Genomic DNA, 22,697 nt, shown 5'->3' with positions numbered 1-22,697 from the left:
CGGCAGCGTCTGTACCTGCAAGGGTCCCGGTCAGGATCGCTGGCGCCGCTGACTGCTCCCGCCCTCCTGGATTTCGGCGGCCAGTTCCTTGATGCGGGGCGGGCCGATGCGGCAGCAGCCGCCCATCAGGCGGGCACCCGTCGTGCGCCAGGCCCCGACGGGCCAGGGGGCGGGTCGGGCGGGGGCTTGCCAGGTGGCGGTGGGCGCGTGCCAGACGGAGCCGTCGTTGGGGTAGGCCAGGAGCGGTGTGGCGGCGACGGTGGCAGCCGCCTCGAGGGCGGGCAGCACGTCCGCCGGGTCGCAGCAGTTGACGCCGAGGGCGATGATCTCCGGGATCCCGGCCGCGAGGGCGAAGGCCTCGGGGAGGGGCTGGCCGGCGCGGGTGCGGGCGCCGGCCACGGTGTAGCTCAGCCAGGCGGGGGCGCCGGTCCCGGCGAGGGCGGTGAGGAGGGCTTCGGCCTCGGTGGCGTCCGGGACGGTCTCCAGGGCCAGGACGTCGGGGCCCGCCTCGAGCAGCGCCTCGATGCGCGGGCGGTGGAAGGCGGCGAGCTCGCGCACGCTCAGCCCGTACCGCCCGCGGTACTCGGAGCCGTCCGCGAGCACCGCCCCGTACGGGCCGACCGAGGCGGCGACCCAGACTTCGTGGTCCGCGGCCTCTGCCGCCCGCGCGGCGAGAGCGACGCTGCGGTGCAGCAGGGCGGTGGTCGCGGCCCGGTCGTGGCCGTGGGCGGCGAAGGCCTCGTACCCCACCTGGTAGCTGGCGGTGATCAGCACCTCGGCGCCGGCCCGCGCGTACGCCGTGTGGGCGGCCTCCACCTGGTCCGGCCGCTCGGCGAGCACCCGGCCCGACCACAGGCCGCCGGACAGGTCGCAGCCCTGGTCGGTGAGCTGGTTGCTCAGCCCGCCGTCCAGGAGCACGGCCCTGCGGGCCAGGGCTTCGGCGAGCGGGCCGGACGCGCGGGGCATCGGACGTTCGCCTCCCTCAGCCGAGCTGGGACAGCACCTGGGCCGAGATCAGCTCCAGGTGGTCCAGGTCGTCGAGGTCGAGCAACTGGAGGTAGACGCGGGAGCTGCCGACGGCCGCGTAGGCGCCGATCTTCTCCACGACCTCGGCCGGGGAGCCGGCCAGGCCGTTGGCCTTGAGCTCGTCCACGTCGCGGCCGATGGCGGCGGCCCGGCGGGCGACCTCGGCGTCGTCCTTGCCGACGCACACCACGAGGGCGTTGGAGTAGACGAGGTCGTCGGCGCCCCGCCCGGCCTCCTCGGCTGCCCGGCGCACCCGGCCGAACTGCCGCTCGCTGTCCGCGATCGACGCGAACGGCATGTTGAACTCGTCCGCGTACCGGGCGGCGAGGCGCGGGGTGCGCTTCGCGCCGTGGCCGCCGATGAGCACCGGCACCTTCACCTGGGCCGGCTTGGGCAGCGCGGGGGACTTCTCCACCCGGTAGTGGGTGCCGGCGTAGTCGAACGTGGCTCCGGGACCGGTGGCCCACAGGCCGGTGACGATGGCCAGCTGCTCCTCCAGCCGGGCCATCCGCTCCGCCGGGAAGGGAATGCCGTACGCCTTGTGCTCCTCCTCGAACCAGCCCGCGCCCAGCCCCAGTTCGATCCGGCCTCCGGACATCTGGTCGACCTGGGCCACCTGGATGGCGAGCACACCGGGCAGCCGGAAGGTGCCGGCCGTCATCAGCGTGCCCAGCCGGATCCGCCGCGTCTCCCGGGCCAGGCCCGCGAGCGTGATCCAGGCATCGGTGGGCCCGGGCAGGCCGTCCGCCGAGCCCATCCGCAGATAGTGGTCGGACCGGAAGAACGCGTCGAAGCCCAGGTCCTCGGTGGCCTTGGCGACGGTCAGGAGGGTGTCGTAGCTGGCGCCCTGCTGGGGTTCGGTGAAAATACGGAGATCCATGCCTCCCATCCTGCCTCGCCGGGCCACCTCCGGCAGGCGGCCCCGTCCCACCCCGGCAGGGTGAATCTGCGTCAACCCGGCGGTCCGCCCCGCGTCGGGCCAGTGACCAGCCCGGACGGAGATCGTTGGCTCGGACGGAGCCGGACCGCCCGGCCCGCGCGCCGGCGGCCCACCGCCGGTGCGTCCACCGCCCCCTTCCGTCGTGGAAGGGCCAGGGCCGAGGAGGCCGCCATGTCCCACGAGGCCGTGCCGGAGACCCGCCAACAGAACGGACAGACCGGACAGGCAGCACACGACCACGCACGTCAGGAGCCCGCGACGGCCGGCCAGGGCGGCGCACCGAAGGGCCTGCTGCAGCAGATGGAAGAGCTGATGGCGGCGCTGAACGCCGACCTGTCGCAGCTCGACGCCGACCTCCAGAACTCCACGGACCGCGCCCCCGGCACACCTCCGGCCCCGGGCGGCCGTGCCCCCGAGAGCGAGCGCCCGTCCTACCGGTCGTACTGACCGTGCGGGTCCCGTCGCGCACGGCGGGACCCAAGACCCGATGCCGCCGTTCCGCCGTTCTCCCGCTCCTGTCAGGCCACGCCCGAGGCGGATCCCCGTTCGCGCACCGCCAGGCGCCGCAGGACGGCCCGGACCCGGTCGCTCGATTCGTCGGCCGCGTCGATGGACTCTATGCACTGCCAGTACAGGCCTTCGTCGTCCGTCGCGCAGGCCACCCCGACCAGGGCTATCCCCACTTCGCCCAGCAACGCCTGCAGTCCGAGCAGAGCCTGGCGGACATCCGCCACCTCCGTCAGCTGCGCCGCTCTCGGCGGATAGTCGGGCGCGCTGCCCTCGCTGCACAGGGCGGCTCTGTCGAGCACCCCGCAGCCTCTGCTCCCTGCCTCACCCAGTCCCCGTGCCTCCGATCTCAGCTCTGGCGGCCCGGTGACCGCCAGCCAGCTCCCTATCCCCTGCGCGAGCGCCTGGGCCTGCCAGGCCTCGCCCACGATGTCCATCGCCGCCCCGCTCTGTGCCAGCGCGTGCCGGCCGGCCGCGATGAGCCGTACCGCATCCATATGCCGTCCCCCGTCCGCACGACATCCCGTTCTCACCACTACCCAGAGTGAGGGCAATGGGCCAGTAAAGCCAGGGGTATTCGGAAATCTATGGACACAAACATGGTTGTGGACGACGCCATCACTCCGAAGAGTGACAATTCGATGCCGGAGGCCCCGTCACCGGGAACCGGAGCTCGTTCCTCTCGATCTTCGCGGCGAGCGCATCCAGCACATCCACCCCGAGAACCTCACAGAATTGCAGCAGATACGCCAGCACGTCGGCCACCTCGTCGGCCACGCGGTGCGCGGTTTCCGGCTTCTCCATGACCTCCGCCGACTGTTCCGGGGTCAGCCACTGGAAGATTTCGACCAGTTCGGAAGCCTCCACGCTCACCGCCGCGGCCAGGTTCTTGGGCGTGTGGTACGGCTCCCAGCCGCGCGCCGCGGCGAACTCGGCCAGCCGCCGCTGCAGTTGGTGCAGCCGCTCTTCGGAGTGCTCTGTGTCGTGGGCATCGCTCATGGCCCCAGGTCTACCACCGTGACCCCCGGGGTCACACGGGCCGCCGCGGCCGTCTCCTCCCCCACCGCGGCGAGCAGGCGGACATGGCCGCGGCCGCAGCACAGCAGGGCCAGCCGCAGCAGCTCGGCGCTCTGCCGCCGGTCCAGGCCGCGGTCGAAGCCGTCGGCGAGGACGGTCAGCGCCTGCCGGGCGGACAGCAGTTCGGCGGCCGGGTCCATGTCCAGCACTCCCGGGCCGGTCAGCAGGACCAGCGCCAGCGCGAGGAAGCGGAGCTCGCCCGCACCGAGCCGGCCCAGTTCGGTGGCGGGCCCCGCGGAGCCGCGGTCCAGCAGCGCCGTGACCGGGCCGTGCGCGGGAGCCCGTACGTCCAGCCCCTCCACCGGGCCCGCACAGCCGGTCCGCGCCGCCGCGGCCAGCAGTGCATGGCGGGTGCCGCACTCGTGGCGGGTCCGGCGCAGGACGTCGGCCAGGTTGGCGCAGTCGCCGAGCAGCCGGCCCGCACCCGGCGGGACGGGGGCCCGCATCCGCTCGGGCCGCGGGTCGCAGGGGAACACCGAGCGCAGGGCCACCACGACCTGCTCGGCGGCGGCGAGGACCTGCCGTTGTCCGGCCGTGGCGCCGGCCACGCGCAGCGGGAGCAGGGCGGTGCCGAGCCGGTCGTCGGGCAGCGGGGCCCGGGTGACGCCGACGGCCCCGCCCGTCAGCCAGGAGGCCTGTACGGAGCGCCGGCCGGGGTCGCGCAGGGCGGTGCCGAGCAGGACCTGCCCGTCCACCGAGAGCCGTTCGCCGACGATCCGCAGTACGGGCTCGGCCTGGACGGCGAGGTCGAGGCGGACGGGCCCGGCCGGGCCGTCGACGGTGCAGCCGATGCGGAATCCGCGCCGCCCGTCGCCGTCGGGCAGGGCCCGGTCGGGGATCCGGGCCCGCGGGTCGGGAAACGCCTCCTCGAGGGTGGCACCGGCTCCGAGCCCGGCCAGGGCCTCGTAGGCGGCCAGGGCCTGGGTCTTGCCGCTGCCGCTGGAGCCGGTCAGGAAGGTCACGGGCCCGAGCGGGAAGACGGCCGCACGGTGCGCCCCGAAGGCGGAGAGCCGCAACTCGGTGACGGCGGGCCGGTGGTGCACGAGGGGCCGCGCGGCCCCTTCGGCGGGGTGGGGCGGCACGTCGCGATCGGACGGCAAGGCGGCGTCGGCCAGCGAGGTGCCGGGCGGCACGGCGTCCTCGGCCGGCGGAGCATCGTGAACCGGCGGGCCGGCGGGGGCATCGGATAACGCGGCGGGCGCAGAGGCCTCCGCCGCGTCCAAGGTGGCGTCCATGCGCCGGACGGTACGGCCCGCCGGACCCCCGGTGGGCTCGGCGAACCGTTCCGCCCCGGCGACCTTCCTACGATCGGGGGACGGCGGCGGCCGCGATCCCCTCGACCTCGGTCCCGACGGGCGCCAGCAGGAATACGTTCCGGTCGACGCGGTGCATCCCGCTGCCGAGTCCGAAGACCACGCCGCTGCTGAAGTCGAGGATCCGCTTGGCCACTTCGCTGTCCGCGCCGGTGAGGTCGAGCAGCACCGGGATCTGCGCGATCAGGTACTCGGCCACCTCCCGGGCATCGGCGAAGATCTGGACCCGGATCACGACGAAGCGCCGCTGCTCCGCCGCGGCGGCTCCCGGCGCCGTGGGGATCGTGCGGTGGTCCACCCGGGAGGGCCACTCGTTGCGACTGCGCAGGGGGACCACCTGCGCGAGCCCCTCCCACTGTTCGTCCGTGACGTCGTACCTGCTCACCGGGCCGCCTCGGCCGTGCGCTTCATGTGCATCCCGCCATCCTCTCGCGTTTCACCCGTTCAGCCCAACAACGACACGAGCGACGCGGGGTACTCCTGCAAAAGCGAATAGGTTAGGTTAGGCATACCTAAGTCATTCGCCCAGGACGATGGAGAGATCCGCATGCGCATGTCCGGTGCTGCCCCTGCCACCCCGGCCGCCGGCCGGCCCACCGACGCCGAGCGGGTCCGGTCGGTCCTGGTCGCCGCCCACTCCATGACCGTCGTCACCGACGGGCTGCGCAGCGAGGTCCGCCACCTCGACGGGTCCGACCCGATGGGGCGGCTGCACCTGCACCCCGCCGAGCCCGGAGGCGACGGCGAGTACCGGCCGTCGATCCGGCTGGAGTTCACCGACATCGCCCCCACCCCCGTACGGGACCGGGTGCGTGCCCGCGTCACGATCCTCGGCCGGCTGCTCTCGCCCTACACGGACGGAGGCGCCGACTCCACCTGCATGGAATTCGGCCGCGCCGTCCTCGAGACCGCGGAGGGCCGCTCGTACGTCGGCCTCGAAGAGCTCGACGCGGCCTGCCCCGACCCCCTCGCGCCGTTCGAGGGCGGGATGCTCACGCACCTCCTCGACGACCACGCCGAACTCGTCACCCTCCTGCTGCGACTGGTCCGGCCGCTGCCCGCCGGCCCGATCTTCCGCGTACTGCCGCTCGCCATGGACCGGTACGGGATCACCCTGCGCCTGGAGCAGCGGGGCGGGCACCGCGACGTGCGGCTGCCGTTCCCCTCGCCGCTCGACGACGTCGAGCAGTCCGGGGTGCAGATCCAGGCCCTGTTCAGCGCGGCCCGGCGGAGCTCGCACCGCAACAGCCTGCCCGCGTGAGGAATACGTCCCCGCGGACTTCCGTTGGCGACGATCATGAAGGCAATCACGTACAGCGCATACGGAACTTCCGAGAACCTCACGCTCGTTGACGTACCGCAGCCCAAGGTCGGCCCGGGCGAGGTGCTGGTCCGGGTCAAGGCCGCCGGCGTGAACCCGGTGGACTGGAAGCTCGCCGCCGGATATCTCGACCCGATCCTCGAGGTCCGCTACCCCGTCATACCCGGCTGGGACGTGGCCGGAGTCGTCGAGGCGGTCGGCCCCGACACCTTCGACTACGCCGTCGGCGACGAGGTCTACGGGTACGTCCGCAAGGAGTGGGTCGAGCTCGGCACCTACGCCGAACTGGTCGCCGCCCCCGTCCGGACGCTGGCCCGCAAGCCGCACGGGCTGACCTTCGAGCAGGCCGCGGGCATCCCGCTGGCCGGCCTCACCGCGTACCAGTCCCTCGTCCGCGTGGGCCTCAAGGCCGGCGAGACCGTCGTCATCCACTCCGCGGCCGGCGGCACCGGCTCCCTCGGCGTGCAGATCGCCGTCGCGCTCGGCCTGCGCGTCATCGGCACGGCCGGCGCGCACAACCACGACTACCTGCGCTCGCTCGGCGCCGAGCCCGTCCTCTACGGGGAGGGCATGGCGGACCGGATCCGCGCGCTGGCCCCCGAAGGCATCGACGCGGGGCTGGACTTCTTCGGGGAGGGCGCCGTCGAGGTCCTCCAGTCGCTCGTCAAGGAGCGCAGCCGGGTGGTCTCCATCGCCGACTACGAGGCCGCGGCCAAGGGTGCGCACCAGCTGTGGGTGCGCCCGGACACCGCCGGCCTGACGTTCCTCGGGGAACTGGCCGATGCGGGGAAGCTCACGGTCAACGTGGAGCACGCACTGCCGCTCGCCGAGGCCGCGAAGGCCTGGGAACTCAGCGCGGCGGGCCGCACGCGCGGCAAGATCGTCCTGACGGTCTGACGACACGCGGAAGCCGCCGGAGTACGAGACTCCGGCGGCCGCTCGCTCAACTGCAGGGGCCCGTCACGAGGCGGCCGCCGCATACCGGTTCGCCGGGCGCGGGAGACCGTAGTTCTCGCGCAGGGTCGTGCCGGTGTACTCCGTACGGAACAGGCCGCGCTCCTGGAGGATCGGCACGACGTGGTCGACGAACGCGGTCAGCCCGGTCGGAAGGACGGGCGCCATGATGTTGAAGCCGTCGGCGGCGCCCTGTGTGAACCACTCCTCCAGCTGGTCGGCGATCTGCTCGGGCGTGCCGGCGAAGACGCGGTGGCCGCGGCCGGCGCCGAGGCGGGCGATCAGTTCGCGCAGGGTGAGGCCGTCGCGGCGGGCCAGTTCGGCGACGAGGGTGAAGCGGCTCTTGTTGCCGTTGATGTCCCGCTCCTCGGGGAGCTCGGGCAGCGGGCCGTCGAGGGGATGGCCGGTGAGGTCGGTACCGAGCATGCCGGAGAGCTGGGCGAGCCCGTACTCCGGCACCTGGAGGTCGGTGAGCTCCTGTTCCAGGGCCTTCGCCTCGGCCTCGGTGGAGCCGATGACGGGCGCGATGCCGGGGAGGACGAGCAGGTCGGATCCGGTGCGGCCGTACTTGGCGAGGCGCGACTTGAGGTCCTTGTAGAAGGTCTGCCCGTCGGCGAGGGTCTGCTGGGCGGTGAAGACGGCCTCGGCGTACTGGGCGGCGAACTCCTTGCCGTCCTCGGAAGACCCGGCCTGTACGAGGAGCGGGTGGCCCTGCGGGGAGCGGGGCACGTTGAGCGGGCCGGCCACGCCGAAGTACGTGCCGCGGTGGGCGGCGGGATGGAGCTTGTCGGTGTCGGCGTAGATGCCGTGCTCCTTGTCGAGGACGATCGCGTCGTCCTCCCAGCTGTCCCAGAGCTTGGTGGCGACGTCGAGGAACTCGCGGGCGCGGTCGTAGCGGAGGCGGTGCTCGAGGTGCTCGTCCTGGCCGAAGTTGCGGGCCTCGTCGACGGTGCCGGAGGTGACGATGTTCCAGCCGGCGCGGCCGTTGCTGATGTGGTCGAGGGAGGCGAACTTGCGGGCGAGGTGGAACGGCTCGTTGAAGGTGGTGGAGACGGTGGCGATGAGCCCGATGTGCTCGGTGACGGCGGCGATGGCGGAGAGCAGGGTGAGCGGCTCGAACCCGCCGAGGGCGTTGTAGCGGGCCTTGCCCCAGAGGGCGAGCCCGTCGGCGAAGAAGACCGAGTCGAGCCGCCCGCGCTCGGCGGTCCGCGCCAGCTCCTGGAAGTACCGCAGGTCGGTGACCCGCTCGGGGCTGCTGCCGGGGTGCCGCCAGGCGGCGTCGTGGTGCCCGGCGTTCATGAGGAAGGCGTTGAGGTGGAGGGTCCGGGGTGCGGTCATGATGGTGTTCCTCGGGTGGGAGAGACGGGTGTCAGGCGGGGACGCGCCAGAGGCTGAGGCGGCGTTCGACGCTGACGAGGAGCTGGTTGAAGGCCACGCCGATGGCGGAGATGGTGACGATGCCCGCGTACATCTCCGGGATCGCGAAGTTGAACTGCGAGGCGTTGATCAGATAGCCGAGCCCCGCCTTGGCGCCGATCATCTCGGCGGCCACGAGGACCAGGATCGAGACGGCGCCGGCCAGCCGGATACCGGTGAAGATCGCCGGTACGGAGGCCGGGAGGATCACCTTCTGGAACAGCCTCGGCGTGGACAGGTCCATGGACCGGGCCAGTCGGACCAGCGTCGGGTCGGCGTCGCCGACGGCGCTGATGGTGTTCAGCAGGACCGGCCAGACGCAGGCGTAGACGACGATGGAGACCTTCGAGGTCTCGCCGATGCCGAGCAGCAGGACGAACACGGGCAGCAGCGCGAGGGCCGCGGTGTTGCGGAACACCTCCAGCAGCGGGCCGAGCAGCACCGCGACGGGGCGGTACCAGCCGATCAGCAGACCGAGCGGGACCGCGACGGCGACGGCGATGGCGAAGCCGCCGAAGGAGCGGACCAGGCTGGCCCGGGTGTGCTCGGCGAGCTGTCCGTTGCCCGCCAGTTCCCACCATGCCGCCGCGACCTCGCTGACCGGCGGGAGGAAGGTGGAGTCCACCAGTGCGAGCCGGGGCGCCGCCTCCCAGACCGCGAGCAGGGCGAGGACCGCCGCCGAACGCAGTGCCGCCGCGCGCAGCCACCGGGCGAGGGCGCGCAGGGCGGGCGGGCCGGCCGGAGCCGGGGAGGGGGCCGCGGGGGTGGGTTCCCGTGCCGGTGCGGGTTCCCGTACGGGCGCAGGCGCCGGGGTGCGCACCCCGCCCGCTCGTACGGCTTCCGCCTCGGCCGCGGTGGTCTTCGTATCGGCTGCGGTGCTCATACGGTGGCCTCCTCCTTCTCCAGTTGCTGGGCACGGGCCACCTCGTCGTGGAGCAGGGTCCAGATCTCGTGGCGGTAGCGGGCGAATTCCGGGCTGGAGCGCAGCTCCTCCCCGCCGGCGCCGGTGGCCCGGTCGCCGAAGGAGACGGGGACGGCCTCCTTGATCCGGCCGGGGCGGGAGGTCATCACGGCCACCCGCTGCCCGAGGTACACGGCCTCCTCGATCCCGTGCGTGATGAACACGACGGTCTTGCCGGTGCGCTGCCAGATGCGGCGCAGCTCGTCCTGGAGGGATTCGCGGGTCTGCGCGTCGAGCGCGGCGAACGGCTCGTCCATCAGCAGGACGTCCGGGTCGTAGGCCAGGGACCGGGCGATGGCCACGCGCTGGCGCATGCCGCCGGACAGCTCGTGCGGGTGGCGGTCCTCGAAGCCGGTGAGGCCGACGAGGTCGAGGAACTCCCGTGCCCGCTCGGTGCGTTCACGCCGGGGGACTCCCGTCGCCTCCAGGCCGAACTCGATGTTGCCGAGCGCGGTGCGCCAGGGCAGCAGGGCGTACTGCTGGAAGACGATGCCCCGGTCCAGGCCGGGTCCGGCGACCGGCTCCCCGTCGAGGAGGATCCGGCCGGAGGTGGGCCGGGTCAGGCCCCCCAGCAGGTCGAGCAGGGTGGACTTGCCGCAGCCGCTGGGGCCGACGACCACCACGAACTCCCCGGCCCCGATCTCCAGGTCCACGCCGTCGAGGGCGGTGAAACTCCCCTCCCCGGGGGCCCCGGCCTTCCTGCCCTTGGCCTGCTTCCTCGGGAAGGTCTTCGTCACGGACTCGAACACGATCTTCGCCATGGTGCTCAGCCCTTCCCCTGGTCGTTGAACTCGTTCGTGTACAGGTCGGCGGGCTTCAGCAGGCCCTTCTTGACCTCGCCGCGCTCACCGAGCCAGTCGATCCACAGCTGGAACTCCTTGTCGGCGATCCGGCCGCCGGTCTCCGCCACCCCGTACGAGCGCCAGTACTGGAGGGTGGAGGTGTCCTCGTTGCGGCCGCGCTTCTTGACGATCTCGGTCATCCGGGCGATGACCTCCTCACGCGGGGTGGTCCGGGACCACTCGATGGCCTTGGCGACACCGGTCGTGAAGGTCCGTACCGTGTCGGGGTTCTCCTTGATGAACCGCCGGGTCATCACGTACGACCCGGCGCTGAAGGCGCCCAGCAGCTCGAAGTCCTTGAACAGCGGGCGAATGCCCCCGGCGGCGAGGGCCTTGTCGCGCAGGACTCCGCTGAGCACGCCGACCTCGATCTGCTTCTGGCGCAGCGCCTGTTCGGTGTTGACGGGCGGGACCACGAGGGACTCGACCTTGGCCGCCTCGGCCTTGGAGAGGCCGTTGCGTTCCAGGTAGATCTCCAGCAGCGCCTGGGCGTGGGCGCCCAGCGTGTTCATGCCAACCTTCTTGCCGATCAGGTCGCGGGGCGAGCGGATCGGGCTGTCCTCCAGGACGTAGTAGCCGAGGTAGGTGTCCTTGTCGGAGCCGTAGTAGGAGATGACGGACTGGATCTGGGCCTTGCTCGCGGCGAGTTTGACGATCGCGCCGTTGAAGGCCCCGCCGAAGTGGGTCTGGCCGGTGGCGGCGGACTGGATGTCCTGGGGGCCGCTGATCGTGTTGCCGACCCAGTCGAGGGTCAGGCCGCCCAGATAGCCGAGGTCCGCGGCCAGCTCGGGGAGCAGGACCGCGCCGACGGACCCCTGGTACTTGAGGGTCGTGACCTGCTTGGCGGATCCGCCGGTGGCCGTGGCCGTGCCGCAGCTCACCGCGGCCGCCGAGATGCCGAGCAGGGTGAGGAACTGGCGTCGGGTGGTGGAGGTGGAGGCGAGGGCTGCGGGCATGGAAGGGGTCCTTGTTCGGGATGGGGTGGTTTCGGGGCCGCTACGGGGCGGTGGTGGCGAGGGGCGCTGCGGAGGCCCGGGCGTTCAGCGCGTCGGCGAACTCGTCGACGGCCTGGAAGAGGTCCAGCTCGGCTTCGGGCCGCAGCCGGTCGGGGCCGGTGCCGCGCTCCACGGAGGAGTCCAGGACGAACCGGCCGGCGGTGACGTGCCGGGCGCCGAGGGCGGCGAGTACCGGGCGCAGGGCGTAGTCGAGGGTGAGGACATGGGCGAGGCTGCCGCCGGTGGCGATGGGCAGGACCGTTTTGCCGGCCAGCCCGTCCTGCGGGAGCAGATCGAGGAAGGCCTTGAGCAGGCCGGTGTACGAAGCCTTGTAGACCGGCGTCGCGACGATGATCCCGTCGGCCTCGACGACGGCTTCGAGGGCCCGGCGGATCTCCGGCTCGCCGCGGCGGGCGGAGAGGAGGTCGGCGGCGGGGAGCTCCCGTACGGCGAGGTGGGCGGTGTCGTACCCGGCGTGGGAGAGCCGGCGCAGGACGTGGTCGGCGACGACGGCGGTACGGGAGTGCGGGGAGGGGCTGCCGGAGAGGGCGAGCAGGGTGGGCACGGGGCCTCCTTGGGGCGTCGTACGAGGGGGCGGGCGTGGCGGGGGCGAGGGCTGGGGGCGGGCCGGGGCCGGGAGCGGTCAGGCGCCGGCGGATGCGCCGGAGGGGATGCCGAAGGACGGGTCGGGCACGGTCTCCGGGCTGATCAGGCGGGACGGGACCCCGTCCGGGCCGACCGGGACGTCGCCGTCCACCGTCACGCGGCGCAGGGTGCGCTCGTGGTCGTCGGAGTCGTCGACGCCGTAGTGCTGGGTGGCCCGGTTGTCCCAGATCGCGACGTCGCCGGCCCGCCACTGCCGGCGGACGGTGTTCTCGGGGCTCTCGATGTGCGCCTGGAAGAGGTCGAGGAGGGCGCGGGAGTCGCGGCCGGTGAGGCCCTTGATCCGCTGGACGAAGTTGCCGAGGAGCAGGGCGCGTTCGCCGGTCTCGGGGTGGACGCGGACGACGGGGTGCTCGGTGAGGAACTCGGTGGAGGTGAACACCTCGCGGTACTGGGCCAGCGCCTCGGGGACGGCGTCGGGCCTGAGGGCGGCGTAGTCGTACGCGTTGGAGTGCACGGCGCGCAGGCCGTCGGCGAGGCTGCGCAGCGGCTCGGGGAGGTTCGCGTAGGCGCTGGCGGTGTTGGCCCAGAGGGTGTTGCCGCCGTACGGGGGGACCGTGACGGCACGGAGGATGGAGAAGGCGGGGTAGGCGGGGACGAAGGTGACGTCGGTGTGCCACTGGTTGGCACGGGCGCCGTGGTGGGAGTCGATGCCGAGGGCGTAACGGCCGTCGGCGGAGGGCACGGTGGGGTGGGCGACGGGCGTGCCGAGGAGCCGGGCGAAGGCTTCGTGGCCGGTCTCGTCGAGGTGGTGCTGGTCGCGGAAGAAGACGACCTTGTGGGCGAGGAGCGCGGCACGGATCTCGGCGACGACATCGTCACCGAGGCCCCCGCCGAGCTGCACACCGCCGATCTCGGCACCGATCCGCCCGCCGATCCGGGTGACGGTGAGCTGGGTACGGGTGGCAGTGCTCATGGGAACTCCCTTGGGTTGGTTTCCGCAGTGGAGGAATGGGGCGCACGGGCGAACCTCTGACCGGGGCCGCTTGACCGGAGGGCGGGCCGGGTCGGCACCGGAAGCCGGTGAGCGGGAGACCGGGTCGGCTCCGGGCCGCAGGCCGGTAGGCCACGGCCGGTCAGACCGGACGCACGTGGACCACGGCCGGAAGGCGGTCGGCGAGAGGGCGGAGGGGCCGGCGCGGAGCCGGGCGGTTCCGGGTGGGGTGGCCGACGGCCGGTTCGGCGCAAGGCCGAACGGTCATCGGTCGGGGCCCGGGGCGGCGCTTAAGCGCGGCGCGTGGCCGGACAGCGGCCCGGACACGAACCCGGCGCGGTACAGGAGCCGGGGGTGTGGAGCCGCGGGGCGGGAAGCTCGAACGCGGACATGGCTCGGAGACTGTCAGCGGCCCGAGTACGGGTCAAGCCCCGTCCGGCACGCCGTAACGGCTCCTGCCCGAAGCTCGCACCCACCGCGGCACACTGGCTCTGAGCTGGCCCTATGCCGTGCCGGGAACCCGCCGCAGAACACCCCGCGACGGCCGGAAACCGTGGCCGGATTTCATGCCCCCGCAACGCGACCGCCACGCGTTCGCCGAGACCGCCGTCCGTTGCCGCCTGTCGGACGCCCTCAGGGCCGGACCCGCCCCCGCCAGGTGCCCGCCCGTTCGGGGCGCTCTTTCGTGACCCGACCCGTCTCACATGAGAGGGCGAGATCACACCCTGTCGTTATAGTGGTTCCCAAGGTGACCCCCCTAGCATTCGAGCCATGACGGTCCTGCCTGATGACGGGCTCTCCTTGGCCGCCGAGTTCCCTGACGCGACGCATGAGCAGTGGCAGCGCCTGGTAGAGGGCGTTCTACGCAAGTCCGGCAAGGACGTATCCGGCGATGCTGCAGAAGACGCGTTGTCCACAAAGCTCGAGGACGGGCTCACCACCCGCCCGCTGTACACCGCGCCCGAAACGGCCGACGAAACCGGTTTCCCCGGGTTCGCACCGTTCGTCCGGGGCGGCAGCCCCGCCGGCGGTGCCGCCGGCGGCTGGGACGTGCGGCAGCGGTACCTCGGCAGCGATGCCGCACGGGTGAACGAGGCCGTTCTCACCGACCTCGAGAACGGGGTCACCTCCCTCTGGCTGTCCCTGGGCGGACCGGGCGGACTCCCCGTCGACGCGCTCCCGCGCGTCCTCGACGGCGTCTACCTCGACCTGGCGCCCGTCTCCCTGGACGCCGGAGCCGAATACGCCGAGGCCGCCCGCGCCTTGCTCCGCCTGTACGCCGAGCGCGGTGTGACCCCCGAGGCCGCCCGCGCGAGCCTCGGCGCCGACCCGCTGGGCCACGAGGCCCGTACGGGTGAAGTCCTGGACCTGGCCGGCGCCGTCGGGCTCGCCCGGGAGGCGGCCGCACGCTGGCCCGGCGTCCGCGCCCTCGCCGTCGACGCCCTGCCGTACCACGAGGCCGGCGGTAGCGCGGCCGAGGAGCTGGGGCTGTCCCTGGCCACCGGCGTCGCCTACCTCCGCGCCCTCACCGAAGCCGACGGCGAGACCGGAGCCGCCGGCGCCCTCGATGTCCGAGCCGCCCTCGGCCAGCTCGAGTTCCGCTACGCCGCGACCGCCGACCAGTTCCTCACCATCGCGAAGTTCCGCGCCGCCCGCCGTCTGTGGGCCCGGATCGCCGAGGCCTGCGGGGCCCCCGACGCCGGCGCCCAGCGCCAGCACGCCGTCACCTCTCCGGTCATGATGACCCGCCGCGACCCCTGGGTGAACATGCTGCGCACCACCGTCGCCTGCATGGCGGCGGGCGTGGGCGGGGCCGACTCGGTCACCGTGCTCCCCTTCGACCACGAGCTGGGCCTGCCGGACGCCTTCGCGCGCCGCATCGCCCGCAACACCTCCACCATCCTGCTGGAGGAGTCGCACCTGGCCCGCGTCATCGACCCGGCCGGCGGCTCGTACTACGTCGAGCAGCTCACCGACGAACTGGCCCACGCCGCCTGGGAGTTCTTCCAGACGATCGAGAAGGCCGGCGGCCTGGCCGCCGCCCTGCGCTCCGGCCTCGTCGCCGAGCGGCTCGCCGCGACCTGGGCCGAGCGCTCCAAGAAGCTCGCCAAGCGCCGCGAACCCATCACGGGAGTCAGCGAGTTCCCGCTGCTCTCGGAGAAGCCCCTCGACCGCGAGCCCGCCCCGGCGGGTCCCGCCGGCGGGCTGCCCCGCGTACGGCGCGACGAGGCGTACGAGGCACTGCGCGCCCGCAGCGACGCGCACCTGGCCGCGACCGGGAACCGTCCGCGGATCTTCCTCGCCGCGCTGGGCCCGGCGGCCGCGCACACCGCGCGCGCCACCTTCGCCGCGAACCTGTTCCAGGCGGGCGGCGTCGAGGCGGTCCACGACCCGGTGTCGGTGGACGCGGCGACGGCCGCCGAGGCCTACGCCGCGAGCGGCGCGGACGGCATGGCCGTGCTGTGCTCCAGCGACGCGCTGTACGAGGAGCAGGCCGAGGCGGTGGCCGGGGCCCTGCGCGCGGCCGGTGCGACGACCGTGTTCCTCGCGGGCAAGCCCGGCACCTCGGCCGGCGCCGTGGACGAGTACGTCTTCGCCGGCTGCGATGCGGTCGCCGTGCTGTCCTCCGTACTCGACCGGATGGGAGTCGCTCTGTGAGCAGCATCCCCGATTTCACCTCGCTCGCGCTGGGCGGCGGCGCCTCCGCGGCCGGCTCCGAGGACCAGTGGCGTGCGGCGGTGAAGGAGTCCACCGGGACCGCCGCCGGAGACCTGCTGTGGGAGACCCCCGAGGGCATCGGCGTGAAGCCGCTGTACACCGGGCGCGACCTGGAGGGCCTGGACTTCCTGCGGACCTACCCGGGCGTGGCCCCGTACCTGCGCGGCCCGTACCCGACCATGTACGTCAACCAGCCCTGGACGATCCGCCAGTACGCGGGCTTCTCCACGGCCGAGGAGTCGAACGCCTTCTACCGGCGCAACCTCGCGGCCGGCCAGAAGGGCCTGTCGATCGCCTTCGACCTGCCCACGCACCGCGGCTACGACAGCGACCACCCGCGCGTCACGGGCGACGTCGGCATGGCGGGTGTGGCGATCGACTCGATCTACGACATGCGCCAGCTCTTCGACGGCATCCCGCTGGACAAGATGACGGTGTCGATGACGATGAACGGCGCGGTGCTGCCGGTCCTCGCCCTCTACATCGTGGCGGCGGAGGAGCAGGGCGTCTCCCCCGAGAAGCTCGCCGGGACCATCCAGAACGACATCCTCAAAGAGTTCATGGTCCGCAACACCTACATCTATCCGCCCAAGCCCTCGATGCGGATCATCTCCGACATCTTCTCGTTCACCTCGCAGAAGATGCCGCGGTACAACTCCATCTCGATCTCCGGGTACCACATCCAGGAGGCGGGGGCCACGGCCGACCTGGAGCTCGCGTACACCCTCGCGGACGGTGTGGAGTACCTGCGCGCCGGGCAGGCCGTCGGGCTGAACGTGGACGCCTTCGCGCCGCGCCTGTCGTTCTTCTGGGCGATCGGCATGAACTTCTTCATGGAGGTCGCGAAGCTGCGCGCCGCGCGCCTGCTGTGGGCGCGCCTGGTGAAGCAGTTCGACCCGCAGAACGCGAAGTCCCTCTCCCTGCGTACGCATTCGCAGACTTCCGGCTGGTCCCTGACCGCCCAGGACGTCTTCAACAACGTGACGCGTACGTGCATCGAGGCGATGGCGGCGACCCAGGGGCACACCCAGTCGCTGCACACCAACGCCCTCGACGAGGCGCTCGCCCTGCCGACGGACTTCTCGGCGCGCATCGCCCGCAACACCCAGCTGCTGCTCCAGCAGGAGTCGGGAACCTGCCGGTCGATCGACCCGTGGGGCGGCAGCGCGTACGTCGAGAAGCTGACGTACGACCTGGCGCGCCGGGCCTGGCAGCACATCCAGGAGGTCGAGGCGGCCGGCGGCATGGCGCAGGCCATCGACGCGGGCATCCCGAAGCTGCGCGTGGAGGAGGCCGCCGCCCGTACGCAGGCGCGGATCGACTCGGGGCGCCAGCCGGTGATCGGCGTGAACAAGTACCGGGTGGAGAACGACGAGCAGATCGACGTGCTCAAGGTCGACAACTCCTCGGTGCGCACGCAGCAGATCGAGAAGCTGCGGCGGCTGCGCGAGGAGCGCGACGAGGCGGTCACGCAGGACGCGCTGCGGGCCCTGACGAACGCGGCCGAGCGGGGCGCCGGGCAGGGCATGGAGGGCAACCTCCTCGCGCTTGCGGTGGACGCGGCGCGGGCCAAGGCGACCGTGGGTGAGATCTCGGACGCACTCGAGAAGGTGTACGGGCGGCACGCGAGCCAGATCCGTACGATCTCGGGTGTGTACCGCACCGAGGCAGGCGAGTCCCCGAACGTGGAGCGCACGCGTGCGCTGGTCGACCGGTTCGAGGAGGCGGAGGGCCGCCGTCCGCGCGTGCTGGTCGCCAAGATGGGCCAGGACGGGCACGACCGCGGCCAGAAGGTCATCGCGACCGCCTTCGCCGACCTGGGCTTCGACGTGGACGTCGGCCCGCTGTTCCAGACCCCGGCGGAGGTGGCCCGCCAGGCCGTCGAGGCGGACGTCCACGTGGTGGGCGTGTCGTCGCTGGCGGCCGGCCACCTGACCCTCGTACCGGCGCTGCGCGAGCAGTTGGCGGAGGAGGGGCGCGAGGACATCATGATCGTGGTGGGCGGGGTGATCCCGCCGGCCGACGTGCCGACGCTGCTGGAGATGGGCGCTGCGGCGGTGTTCCCGCCCGGCACCGTGATCCCCGACGCGGCCCATGACCTGGTGACGCGGCTGGCCGCGGATCTGGGCCACGAGCTGTAGGCGCGGCCGATGCCTCCGAAGATCGACATCGAGGCCTACGCGAAGGGGGTGCTCGACGGGAAGCGTGCGTTCATCGCGCGCGCGATCACGCTCGTCGAGTCCACCCTGCCCGCTCACCGGGCGCTCGCGCAGGGGCTGTTGACGGAGCTGCTGCCGCATGCGGGGCGGGCCCGGCGGATCGGTATCAGCGGGGTGCCGGGCGTCGGCAAGTCCACGTTCATCGATGCGTTCGGCACGATGCTGACGGGGCTGGGCCACCGGGTCGCGGTCCTGGCCGTGGACCCGTCCTCGACCCGTACGGGCGGCTCGATCCTGGGTGACAAGACGCGGATGGAGCGCCTGTCGGTGGACCCGGCGGCGTTCGTACGCCCGTCGCCTTCGGCGGGGACGCTGGGCGGGGTGGCGAAGGCCACCCGCGAGTCGATGATCGTGATGGAGGCGGCGGGCTACGACGTGGTCCTCGTCGAGACGGTCGGCGTGGGCCAGTCGGAGACGACGGTCGCCGGCATGGTCGACTCCTTCCTCCTGCTCTCCCTGGCCCGTACGGGGGATCAGCTCCAGGGCATCAAGAAGGGCGTCCTGGAGCTGGCGGACGTCCTCGCGGTGAACAAGGCGGACGGCCCGCACGAGCGCGACGCGAAGGCGGCGGCGCGGGAGTTGTCGGGCGCGCTGCGCCTGATGCACCCCGCGGACGCGGCCTGGACCCCGCCGGTGCTGACGTGCAGCGCGCGGGAGTCGGCGGGTCTGAACGAGGTGTGGAACCGCCTGGAGCAGCACCGGCGACTGCTGGACGCAGGGGGCCGGCTGGCGGCCAAGCGGGCGGCGCAGCAGGTGGAGTGGACCTGGTCGATGGTCCGGGACGAGCTCCTGGAGCGGCTGCGCGCCAACCCGTCGGTCCGCGACCTGGCGCCGGACCTGGAGGCTGCAGTGCGCGCGGGCACGGTCACCCCCACCTCGGCGGCGGACCGCATCCTCTCGGCGTTCGGCAACGCCGGCGTATGAGACGCGGGAACGCGGGACGCAGGGGCGGCGCCCCCGCGGCGGGGGTTGGGGCCCGCCCGGGAAACGGTGAAGGGCGGGGCGGGGAGCGGCACCGTGCGGCGGCAACCGGTCAGGGTCAGGCGGTGACCAGGGTGGCCGGGTCCGTCGCGGCCAGGGAGCGCTGCAGGATGCGCCCCTGCTCCGCCGGATCCGTGGCAGCCAGCAGCGCCGAAAGCACCGCGATCCGCGCCTGCGGCGCCCGCAGGGTCCCCGTCGCCACGGCGCCCGCCGCCACCAGGTCCACCGCACCGCCGTGCGTGTAGATCTCCGTGACCGGCCCGGCGGCCACCCGCGTGGTCAGCGCCACCAGCACGCCCCGCGCCACGGCGTCCTTCACCGCGGCCACGATCTCCGGCGTGGCGTTGCCCGCGCCCGTGCCGATGAGCACGATCCCCCGCGCACCCGCCGCGACCGCCGCGTTCAGGAGCACCGGGTCGCCGTCGGCGTGGTGCATCACCATGTCCACCCGCGGCGGCAGCTCCGGCATCGCGGGCAGCGGCAGCGGCTCCGGGCGCTGCGGGGCGCGCAGCATGGTGACCTTGCCGAAGCCGATCTTCCCGAGCAGTTCCTTCGAGGGGTCGGCGAACGCGTCCAGCGCCACCGCCTGGGTCTTCACCGTGCCGCGGGCCGCGTGGACCCGGCCCCCGAAGGCGATCAGCACGCCGAGCCCGCGCGTGCTCGCCGCGGTGAGCAGCGCGTCGTACAGGTTGCCCGGGCCGTCCCCGTCCGCGGTGCCCATGGGGCGCTGCGCGCCGGTGAACACCACGGTGCGCGGGTCGTGGTGGTGCAGGTCGACGAGGAAGGCCGACTCCTCGAGGGTGTCGGTGCCGTGCGTGACGACGATGCCGTCCACGCCCGGGTCGGCGAGCACCTCGTGCACGGTGCGCAGCAGGGTGAGCTGGTGGGCGGTGGTGAGCCGCGGGCTGTTCACGCTGAACAGGTCCACCACCTCGACGGTGATGTCCTCGGGCAGCGGAGCGGTGGCCATGACCTCGCTGCCGTCGGCGTCGGCCGCGAAGCCGGAGCCCTGCCAGCGGCTGGCTATGGTCCCGCCGGTGCTGATGACGACGATCCGTCCCATGGCCGCGGCCGCCCTTCTCTCGCGTGTCTCTCGTACACATGTGCTGAAAGCAGCAATGATACGGACATCAACGCGCAATGTGATTGCCTCTTCAGCCCCACCACTGGCTACGTGGTAGGTGATAATTGCGCAATGGACTCGATTGACCGGGATATCTTGCGCGAGCTCCAGGCGGACGGCCGCCTCAGCAACCAGGAGCTCGCCGCGCGCGTCGGTCTGACCCCCTCCCCCTGTATGCGCCGGGTGCGCCAGCTCGAACAGGACGGGGTGATCCAGGGCTACCGTGCCGTGATCTCCCCCGAGGCGGTCGACCGCGGCTTCGAGGTGCTGGTCTCGGTCGAGGTGCGCCGCGACCGCGCCGCCGTCGAGGCCTTCGAGGCGGCCCTCCAGGACATCCCCGACGTCATCGAGGCGTACCGCCTCTTCGGCAGCCCCGGCTGCCTCCTGCGCATCGCGGTCGCGGACCTGCGCGCGTACGAACGCCTCTGGATCGAAAGGCTGACGGCCCTCTCCGGCATCACCGAGGTCAACTCGCAGATCATCATGAAGCGCATCAAGGAACCGACGGGCCTGCCCGTCGAGCGCTGACGCCGCCCCCCAGACGTACCGGACCAAACGAAGGAAGCAGCACCCCATGGAACCTCTCGGCGCCGGCGACCCGCTCCGGCTGGGCCCGTACCGACTCCTCGGCGTCCTCGGCGCCGGCGGCATGGGCAAGGTCTACTTCGGGCGGGACGACGGCGGCCGGACCGCGGCGGTCAAGGTGCTGCTGCCGGAGCTCGCGCACGACCCGAACCTCGCCCAGCGGTTCGTCCGCGAGGCGCACACCGCGCAGGCCGTCACCAGCTCCGGCGTGGCCCGCGTCCTGAACGCGATGAGCGAGGACGGCAACCGGCCCTGGATCGCCACCGAGTTCCTGACCGGGCCCACCCTCGACGACGCCGTCCGCCGGTACGGGCCGTTCGGCGCCGACGGGGTCCGCGCGCTCGCCGCCTCGCTCGCCGCCACCCTGGGCGAGATCCACGCCGCGGGACTGGTCCACCGCGACCTGAAGCCGGCCAACATCGTGCTCACGTCCGGCGGGCCGCGCGTCATCGACTTCGGCATCGCCCGACCCGAGCACGGGCTGACGCTCACCACCACCGGCCAGGTCCCGGCCACCCCCGGCTACGGCGCCCCCGAGCAGGTGCTCGGCCGGCGCGTGGGCCCCGCCGCGGACGTCTTCTCGCTGGGCGCGGTGCTCGCGTACGCGGCGACCGGGCAGCGCGCCTTCGACGGGACGCACGTGGCCGCCGTGCAGTACGAGGTGGTCCACGGCGAGGCCCGGCTCAACGGTGTGCCCGATGAGTTGCGCCGGCTCATAGAACCCTGCCTCGCCAAGGACCCCGCACTGCGCCCGACCCCCGAGCAGATCGCGGGCGCCTTCGGACCGCCGCGCGGAGCGGACCGCGTCTGGCGTAAGGGGCCGCTCGCCCAGGACATCGCGCGCCGAGGGAGCGAGGCCGAGCGGCAGGCCGCCACGGTCATCGGCCAGGGGCCCGGGACCGGCCCCTCCCGCAGGCGGGTGCTGCGCGCCTCGCTCGCGGCCGGCGGGGCCCTGGCCGCCACCGGCGGTGCGACGGGCGCCTGGTGGCTGATGCGCGGCGAATCCCTCCCCCCGGCCGGCACGGCCCACAACGCGCAGCCCCTGTCCCCGCTCTCCGTGCAGTCCGGCACGCCTCCGGACCCGCTGTGGGGGCCGCTGCCGGTGGCGGCGCAGGCGGTGGACGGTGTGGTCACCACCCCGCTCCCGCTGCTCGACGTGGTCGTCTTCGCCGCGAAGGAGGGCGGCCTGGCGGCGCGGCTGACGGCCGACGGCAAGGAGAAGTGGCGGCTGCCCGGCACCGTCCCCGCGGCCGGCCTGGTCGCCCTGCCCGGCAACCGGTTCGTCACCGGCGGTCCCGGCGGTGGGCTGCTCTGCTTCGAAGCCTCCACCAGCAAGCGGCTGTGGACGGTGGCCGCCGACACCCACCGCATCCTGGCCGCGGACGCGTCGGCCGTGTACCTGGTGACCCGGGACGGGCGGCTGCGCGCCGTGGACACCGGCACCCGCAAGGTCCGCTGGACCGTGGCGCTGGAGCAGACCGCCCTGCGGGCGCCCGGCTCGAAGGCCGCACCCGGCGCACGGGCCGAGGCCGGCCCGGACCGGCTCGTGGTCTGCGGCGCGTACGGCACCGTCTTCGCCGTCGACACCGCGACGGGCGCCACCGCCTGGGAGGTCGTCAGTCAGGCGCGGTCCGCCGTTCAACCGCTCGTCGTGGGGGATGCGGTGTACCTCGGCGGCCGGACCCTGAAGGGGCTGAACATCCGGACGGGCACCGAGCTGTGGGACCCGACCGACGCGAAGGAGCCCCCGAAGGAGGACAGCGGCGGCTGGGGGCCGCCGGTCCGGGACGGCGAGACCCTGTGGGCCATGGACGGTACGGCGATGACCCAGGCGCGGCTCGCGACCGGGGTGCCCACTTCGCACGGCAGCGCCGTCCACGGCCCGCTGCCGCACATCCCCCTCGTGGTGCAGGCCCGTACGGTCTTCGCCGTGGAGGGCGAGGGACAGGGCGTCTCGGCGTACTCCGCCTCCGGCGGCAAGCGGTACTGGACCTGGTCGCCCGAATCGCGCGGGGTCTGGGCGATGGCCGGCGCCGGGAACCGCCTGTTCACCGTCAACAGCTGGAAGCTGACCGCCCTGCCGGTCGTGGACTGACGATCGCCTAGGCTCGGGGGGCTCGGA

The 22,697-nt window shown here is 73.1% G+C and carries 21 protein-coding genes; 8 read left to right on the top strand and 13 right to left on the bottom strand.

The features are described 5' to 3' along the window. Positions 1-30: 30 nt before the first annotated feature. Together mmuM and IF09_RS0109545 are read right to left on the bottom strand one after the other, a co-directional pair. Positions 31-966: a homocysteine S-methyltransferase gene (mmuM, locus tag IF09_RS0109550; RefSeq protein ID WP_030293951.1), complete on the bottom strand. Its 936-nt coding sequence runs from the start codon at positions 964-966 to the stop codon at positions 31-33. Between the two features lie 16 nt (positions 967-982). Beyond that, a complete protein-coding gene (locus IF09_RS0109545; protein WP_030293949.1) occupies positions 983-1,906 on the bottom strand; it encodes an LLM class F420-dependent oxidoreductase in 924 nt (307 codons plus the stop codon). 231 nt (positions 1,907-2,137) lie between these two features. Here IF09_RS0109545 and IF09_RS0109540 point away from each other — a divergent pair, with 231 nt between their 5' ends. Continuing rightward, the gene (locus IF09_RS0109540) at positions 2,138-2,413 is read left to right on the top strand and encodes a hypothetical protein (protein WP_063607346.1); all 276 of its coding nucleotides are present in this window, start codon (positions 2,138-2,140) and stop codon (positions 2,411-2,413) included. A gap of 71 nt (positions 2,414-2,484) precedes the next feature. On the opposite strand, the gene IF09_RS0109535 is transcribed toward IF09_RS0109540, so the two are convergent. The 4 genes from IF09_RS0109535 to IF09_RS0109520 form a co-directional block, all read right to left on the bottom strand. Continuing rightward, positions 2,485-2,970, bottom strand: coding sequence for a DUF6099 family protein (locus IF09_RS0109535; protein ID WP_030293946.1), 486 nt, complete (start codon positions 2,968-2,970; stop codon positions 2,485-2,487). Positions 2,971-3,091: 121 nt separating this feature from the next. After that, the gene (locus IF09_RS0109530) at positions 3,092-3,472 is read right to left on the bottom strand and encodes a nucleotide pyrophosphohydrolase (protein WP_030293944.1); all 381 of its coding nucleotides are present in this window, start codon (positions 3,470-3,472) and stop codon (positions 3,092-3,094) included. After that, positions 3,469-4,785, bottom strand: a complete 1,317-nt coding sequence (locus IF09_RS0109525; RefSeq protein WP_078613156.1) for a biotin transporter BioY — start codon at positions 4,783-4,785, stop codon at positions 3,469-3,471. The genes IF09_RS0109530 and IF09_RS0109525 overlap by 4 nt, the downstream gene beginning before the upstream one ends. A 67-nt stretch (positions 4,786-4,852) precedes the next feature. Next, positions 4,853-5,248 (bottom strand): cell division protein SepF, encoded by a 396-nt coding sequence (locus tag IF09_RS0109520; RefSeq protein ID WP_030293940.1) that lies wholly within the window; start codon positions 5,246-5,248, stop codon positions 4,853-4,855. Positions 5,249-5,410: 162 nt separating this feature from the next. On the opposite strand from IF09_RS0109520, the gene IF09_RS0109515 reads away from it, so the two are divergent. Both IF09_RS0109515 and IF09_RS0109510 read left to right on the top strand, forming a co-directional pair. Then, positions 5,411-6,124, top strand: coding sequence for a DUF2470 domain-containing protein (locus IF09_RS0109515; RefSeq protein ID WP_030293938.1), 714 nt, complete (start codon positions 5,411-5,413; stop codon positions 6,122-6,124). 36 nt (positions 6,125-6,160) lie between these two features. Continuing rightward, positions 6,161-7,081, top strand: a complete 921-nt coding sequence (locus IF09_RS0109510) for an NADP-dependent oxidoreductase (RefSeq protein WP_030293936.1) — start codon at positions 6,161-6,163, stop codon at positions 7,079-7,081. Between the two features lie 63 nt (positions 7,082-7,144). On the opposite strand, the gene IF09_RS0109505 is transcribed toward IF09_RS0109510, so the two are convergent. The 6 genes from IF09_RS0109505 to IF09_RS0109480 all read right to left on the bottom strand — a co-directional run bounded on the left by IF09_RS0109505 (position 7,145) and on the right by IF09_RS0109480 (position 12,931). Continuing rightward, the gene (locus IF09_RS0109505) at positions 7,145-8,476 is read right to left on the bottom strand and encodes an LLM class flavin-dependent oxidoreductase (RefSeq protein WP_030293935.1); all 1,332 of its coding nucleotides are present in this window, start codon (positions 8,474-8,476) and stop codon (positions 7,145-7,147) included. 31 nt (positions 8,477-8,507) lie between these two features. Continuing rightward, positions 8,508-9,437 (bottom strand): ABC transporter permease, encoded by a 930-nt coding sequence (locus IF09_RS0109500; RefSeq protein ID WP_030293933.1) that lies wholly within the window; start codon positions 9,435-9,437, stop codon positions 8,508-8,510. Beyond that, positions 9,434-10,276, bottom strand: coding sequence for an ABC transporter ATP-binding protein (locus IF09_RS0109495; protein WP_030293932.1), 843 nt, complete (start codon positions 10,274-10,276; stop codon positions 9,434-9,436). The genes IF09_RS0109500 and IF09_RS0109495 overlap by 4 nt, the downstream gene beginning before the upstream one ends. A 5-nt stretch (positions 10,277-10,281) precedes the next feature. Continuing rightward, complete coding sequence (locus IF09_RS0109490; RefSeq protein ID WP_030293930.1) at positions 10,282-11,313, bottom strand: ABC transporter substrate-binding protein; 1,032 nt, start codon at positions 11,311-11,313, stop codon at positions 10,282-10,284. A 40-nt stretch (positions 11,314-11,353) separates the two neighbouring features. Further along, complete coding sequence (gene ssuE / locus IF09_RS0109485; RefSeq protein ID WP_030293929.1) at positions 11,354-11,917, bottom strand: NADPH-dependent FMN reductase; 564 nt, start codon at positions 11,915-11,917, stop codon at positions 11,354-11,356. Between the two features lie 78 nt (positions 11,918-11,995). Further along, complete coding sequence (locus tag IF09_RS0109480; RefSeq protein ID WP_030293927.1) at positions 11,996-12,931, bottom strand: TauD/TfdA dioxygenase family protein; 936 nt, start codon at positions 12,929-12,931, stop codon at positions 11,996-11,998. A gap of 789 nt (positions 12,932-13,720) precedes the next feature. Between IF09_RS0109480 and IF09_RS0109475 the strand changes: the two genes are divergently transcribed. The 3 genes from IF09_RS0109475 to meaB are packed head-to-tail and all read left to right on the top strand — an operon-like array spanning position 13,721 to position 18,810. Further along, complete coding sequence (locus IF09_RS0109475; RefSeq protein WP_030293925.1) at positions 13,721-15,607, top strand: methylmalonyl-CoA mutase family protein; 1,887 nt, start codon at positions 13,721-13,723, stop codon at positions 15,605-15,607. Beyond that, complete coding sequence (gene scpA, locus IF09_RS0109470) at positions 15,604-17,808, top strand: methylmalonyl-CoA mutase (RefSeq protein ID WP_030293924.1); 2,205 nt, start codon at positions 15,604-15,606, stop codon at positions 17,806-17,808. Before IF09_RS0109475 ends, scpA begins: the two co-directional genes overlap by 4 nt. A 9-nt stretch (positions 17,809-17,817) precedes the next feature. Continuing rightward, a complete protein-coding gene (gene meaB / locus IF09_RS0109465) occupies positions 17,818-18,810 on the top strand; it encodes a methylmalonyl Co-A mutase-associated GTPase MeaB (protein WP_030293922.1) in 993 nt (330 codons plus the stop codon). A 115-nt stretch (positions 18,811-18,925) separates the two neighbouring features. On the opposite strand, the gene IF09_RS0109460 is transcribed toward meaB, so the two are convergent. Then, positions 18,926-19,930 (bottom strand): asparaginase, encoded by a 1,005-nt coding sequence (locus IF09_RS0109460; RefSeq protein WP_030293920.1) that lies wholly within the window; start codon positions 19,928-19,930, stop codon positions 18,926-18,928. Between the two features lie 132 nt (positions 19,931-20,062). Between IF09_RS0109460 and IF09_RS0109455 the strand changes: the two genes are divergently transcribed. Together IF09_RS0109455 and IF09_RS0109450 are read left to right on the top strand one after the other, a co-directional pair. Then, positions 20,063-20,518, top strand: a complete 456-nt coding sequence (locus IF09_RS0109455; RefSeq protein WP_030293919.1) for an Lrp/AsnC family transcriptional regulator — start codon at positions 20,063-20,065, stop codon at positions 20,516-20,518. Positions 20,519-20,564: 46 nt separating this feature from the next. Then, positions 20,565-22,670 carry a serine/threonine-protein kinase gene (locus IF09_RS0109450; RefSeq protein ID WP_030293918.1) on the top strand — a complete coding sequence of 702 codons (2,106 nt, stop codon included), beginning with the start codon at positions 20,565-20,567 and terminating at the stop codon, positions 22,668-22,670. The last annotated feature ends 27 nt before the right edge of the window (positions 22,671-22,697 follow it).

It is taken from the genome of Streptomyces katrae (genome assembly GCF_000717655.1).
Classification (GTDB): domain Bacteria; phylum Actinomycetota; class Actinomycetes; order Streptomycetales; family Streptomycetaceae; genus Streptomyces; species Streptomyces katrae_B.
This window is presented reverse-complemented; position numbering and strand designations above follow the sequence as displayed.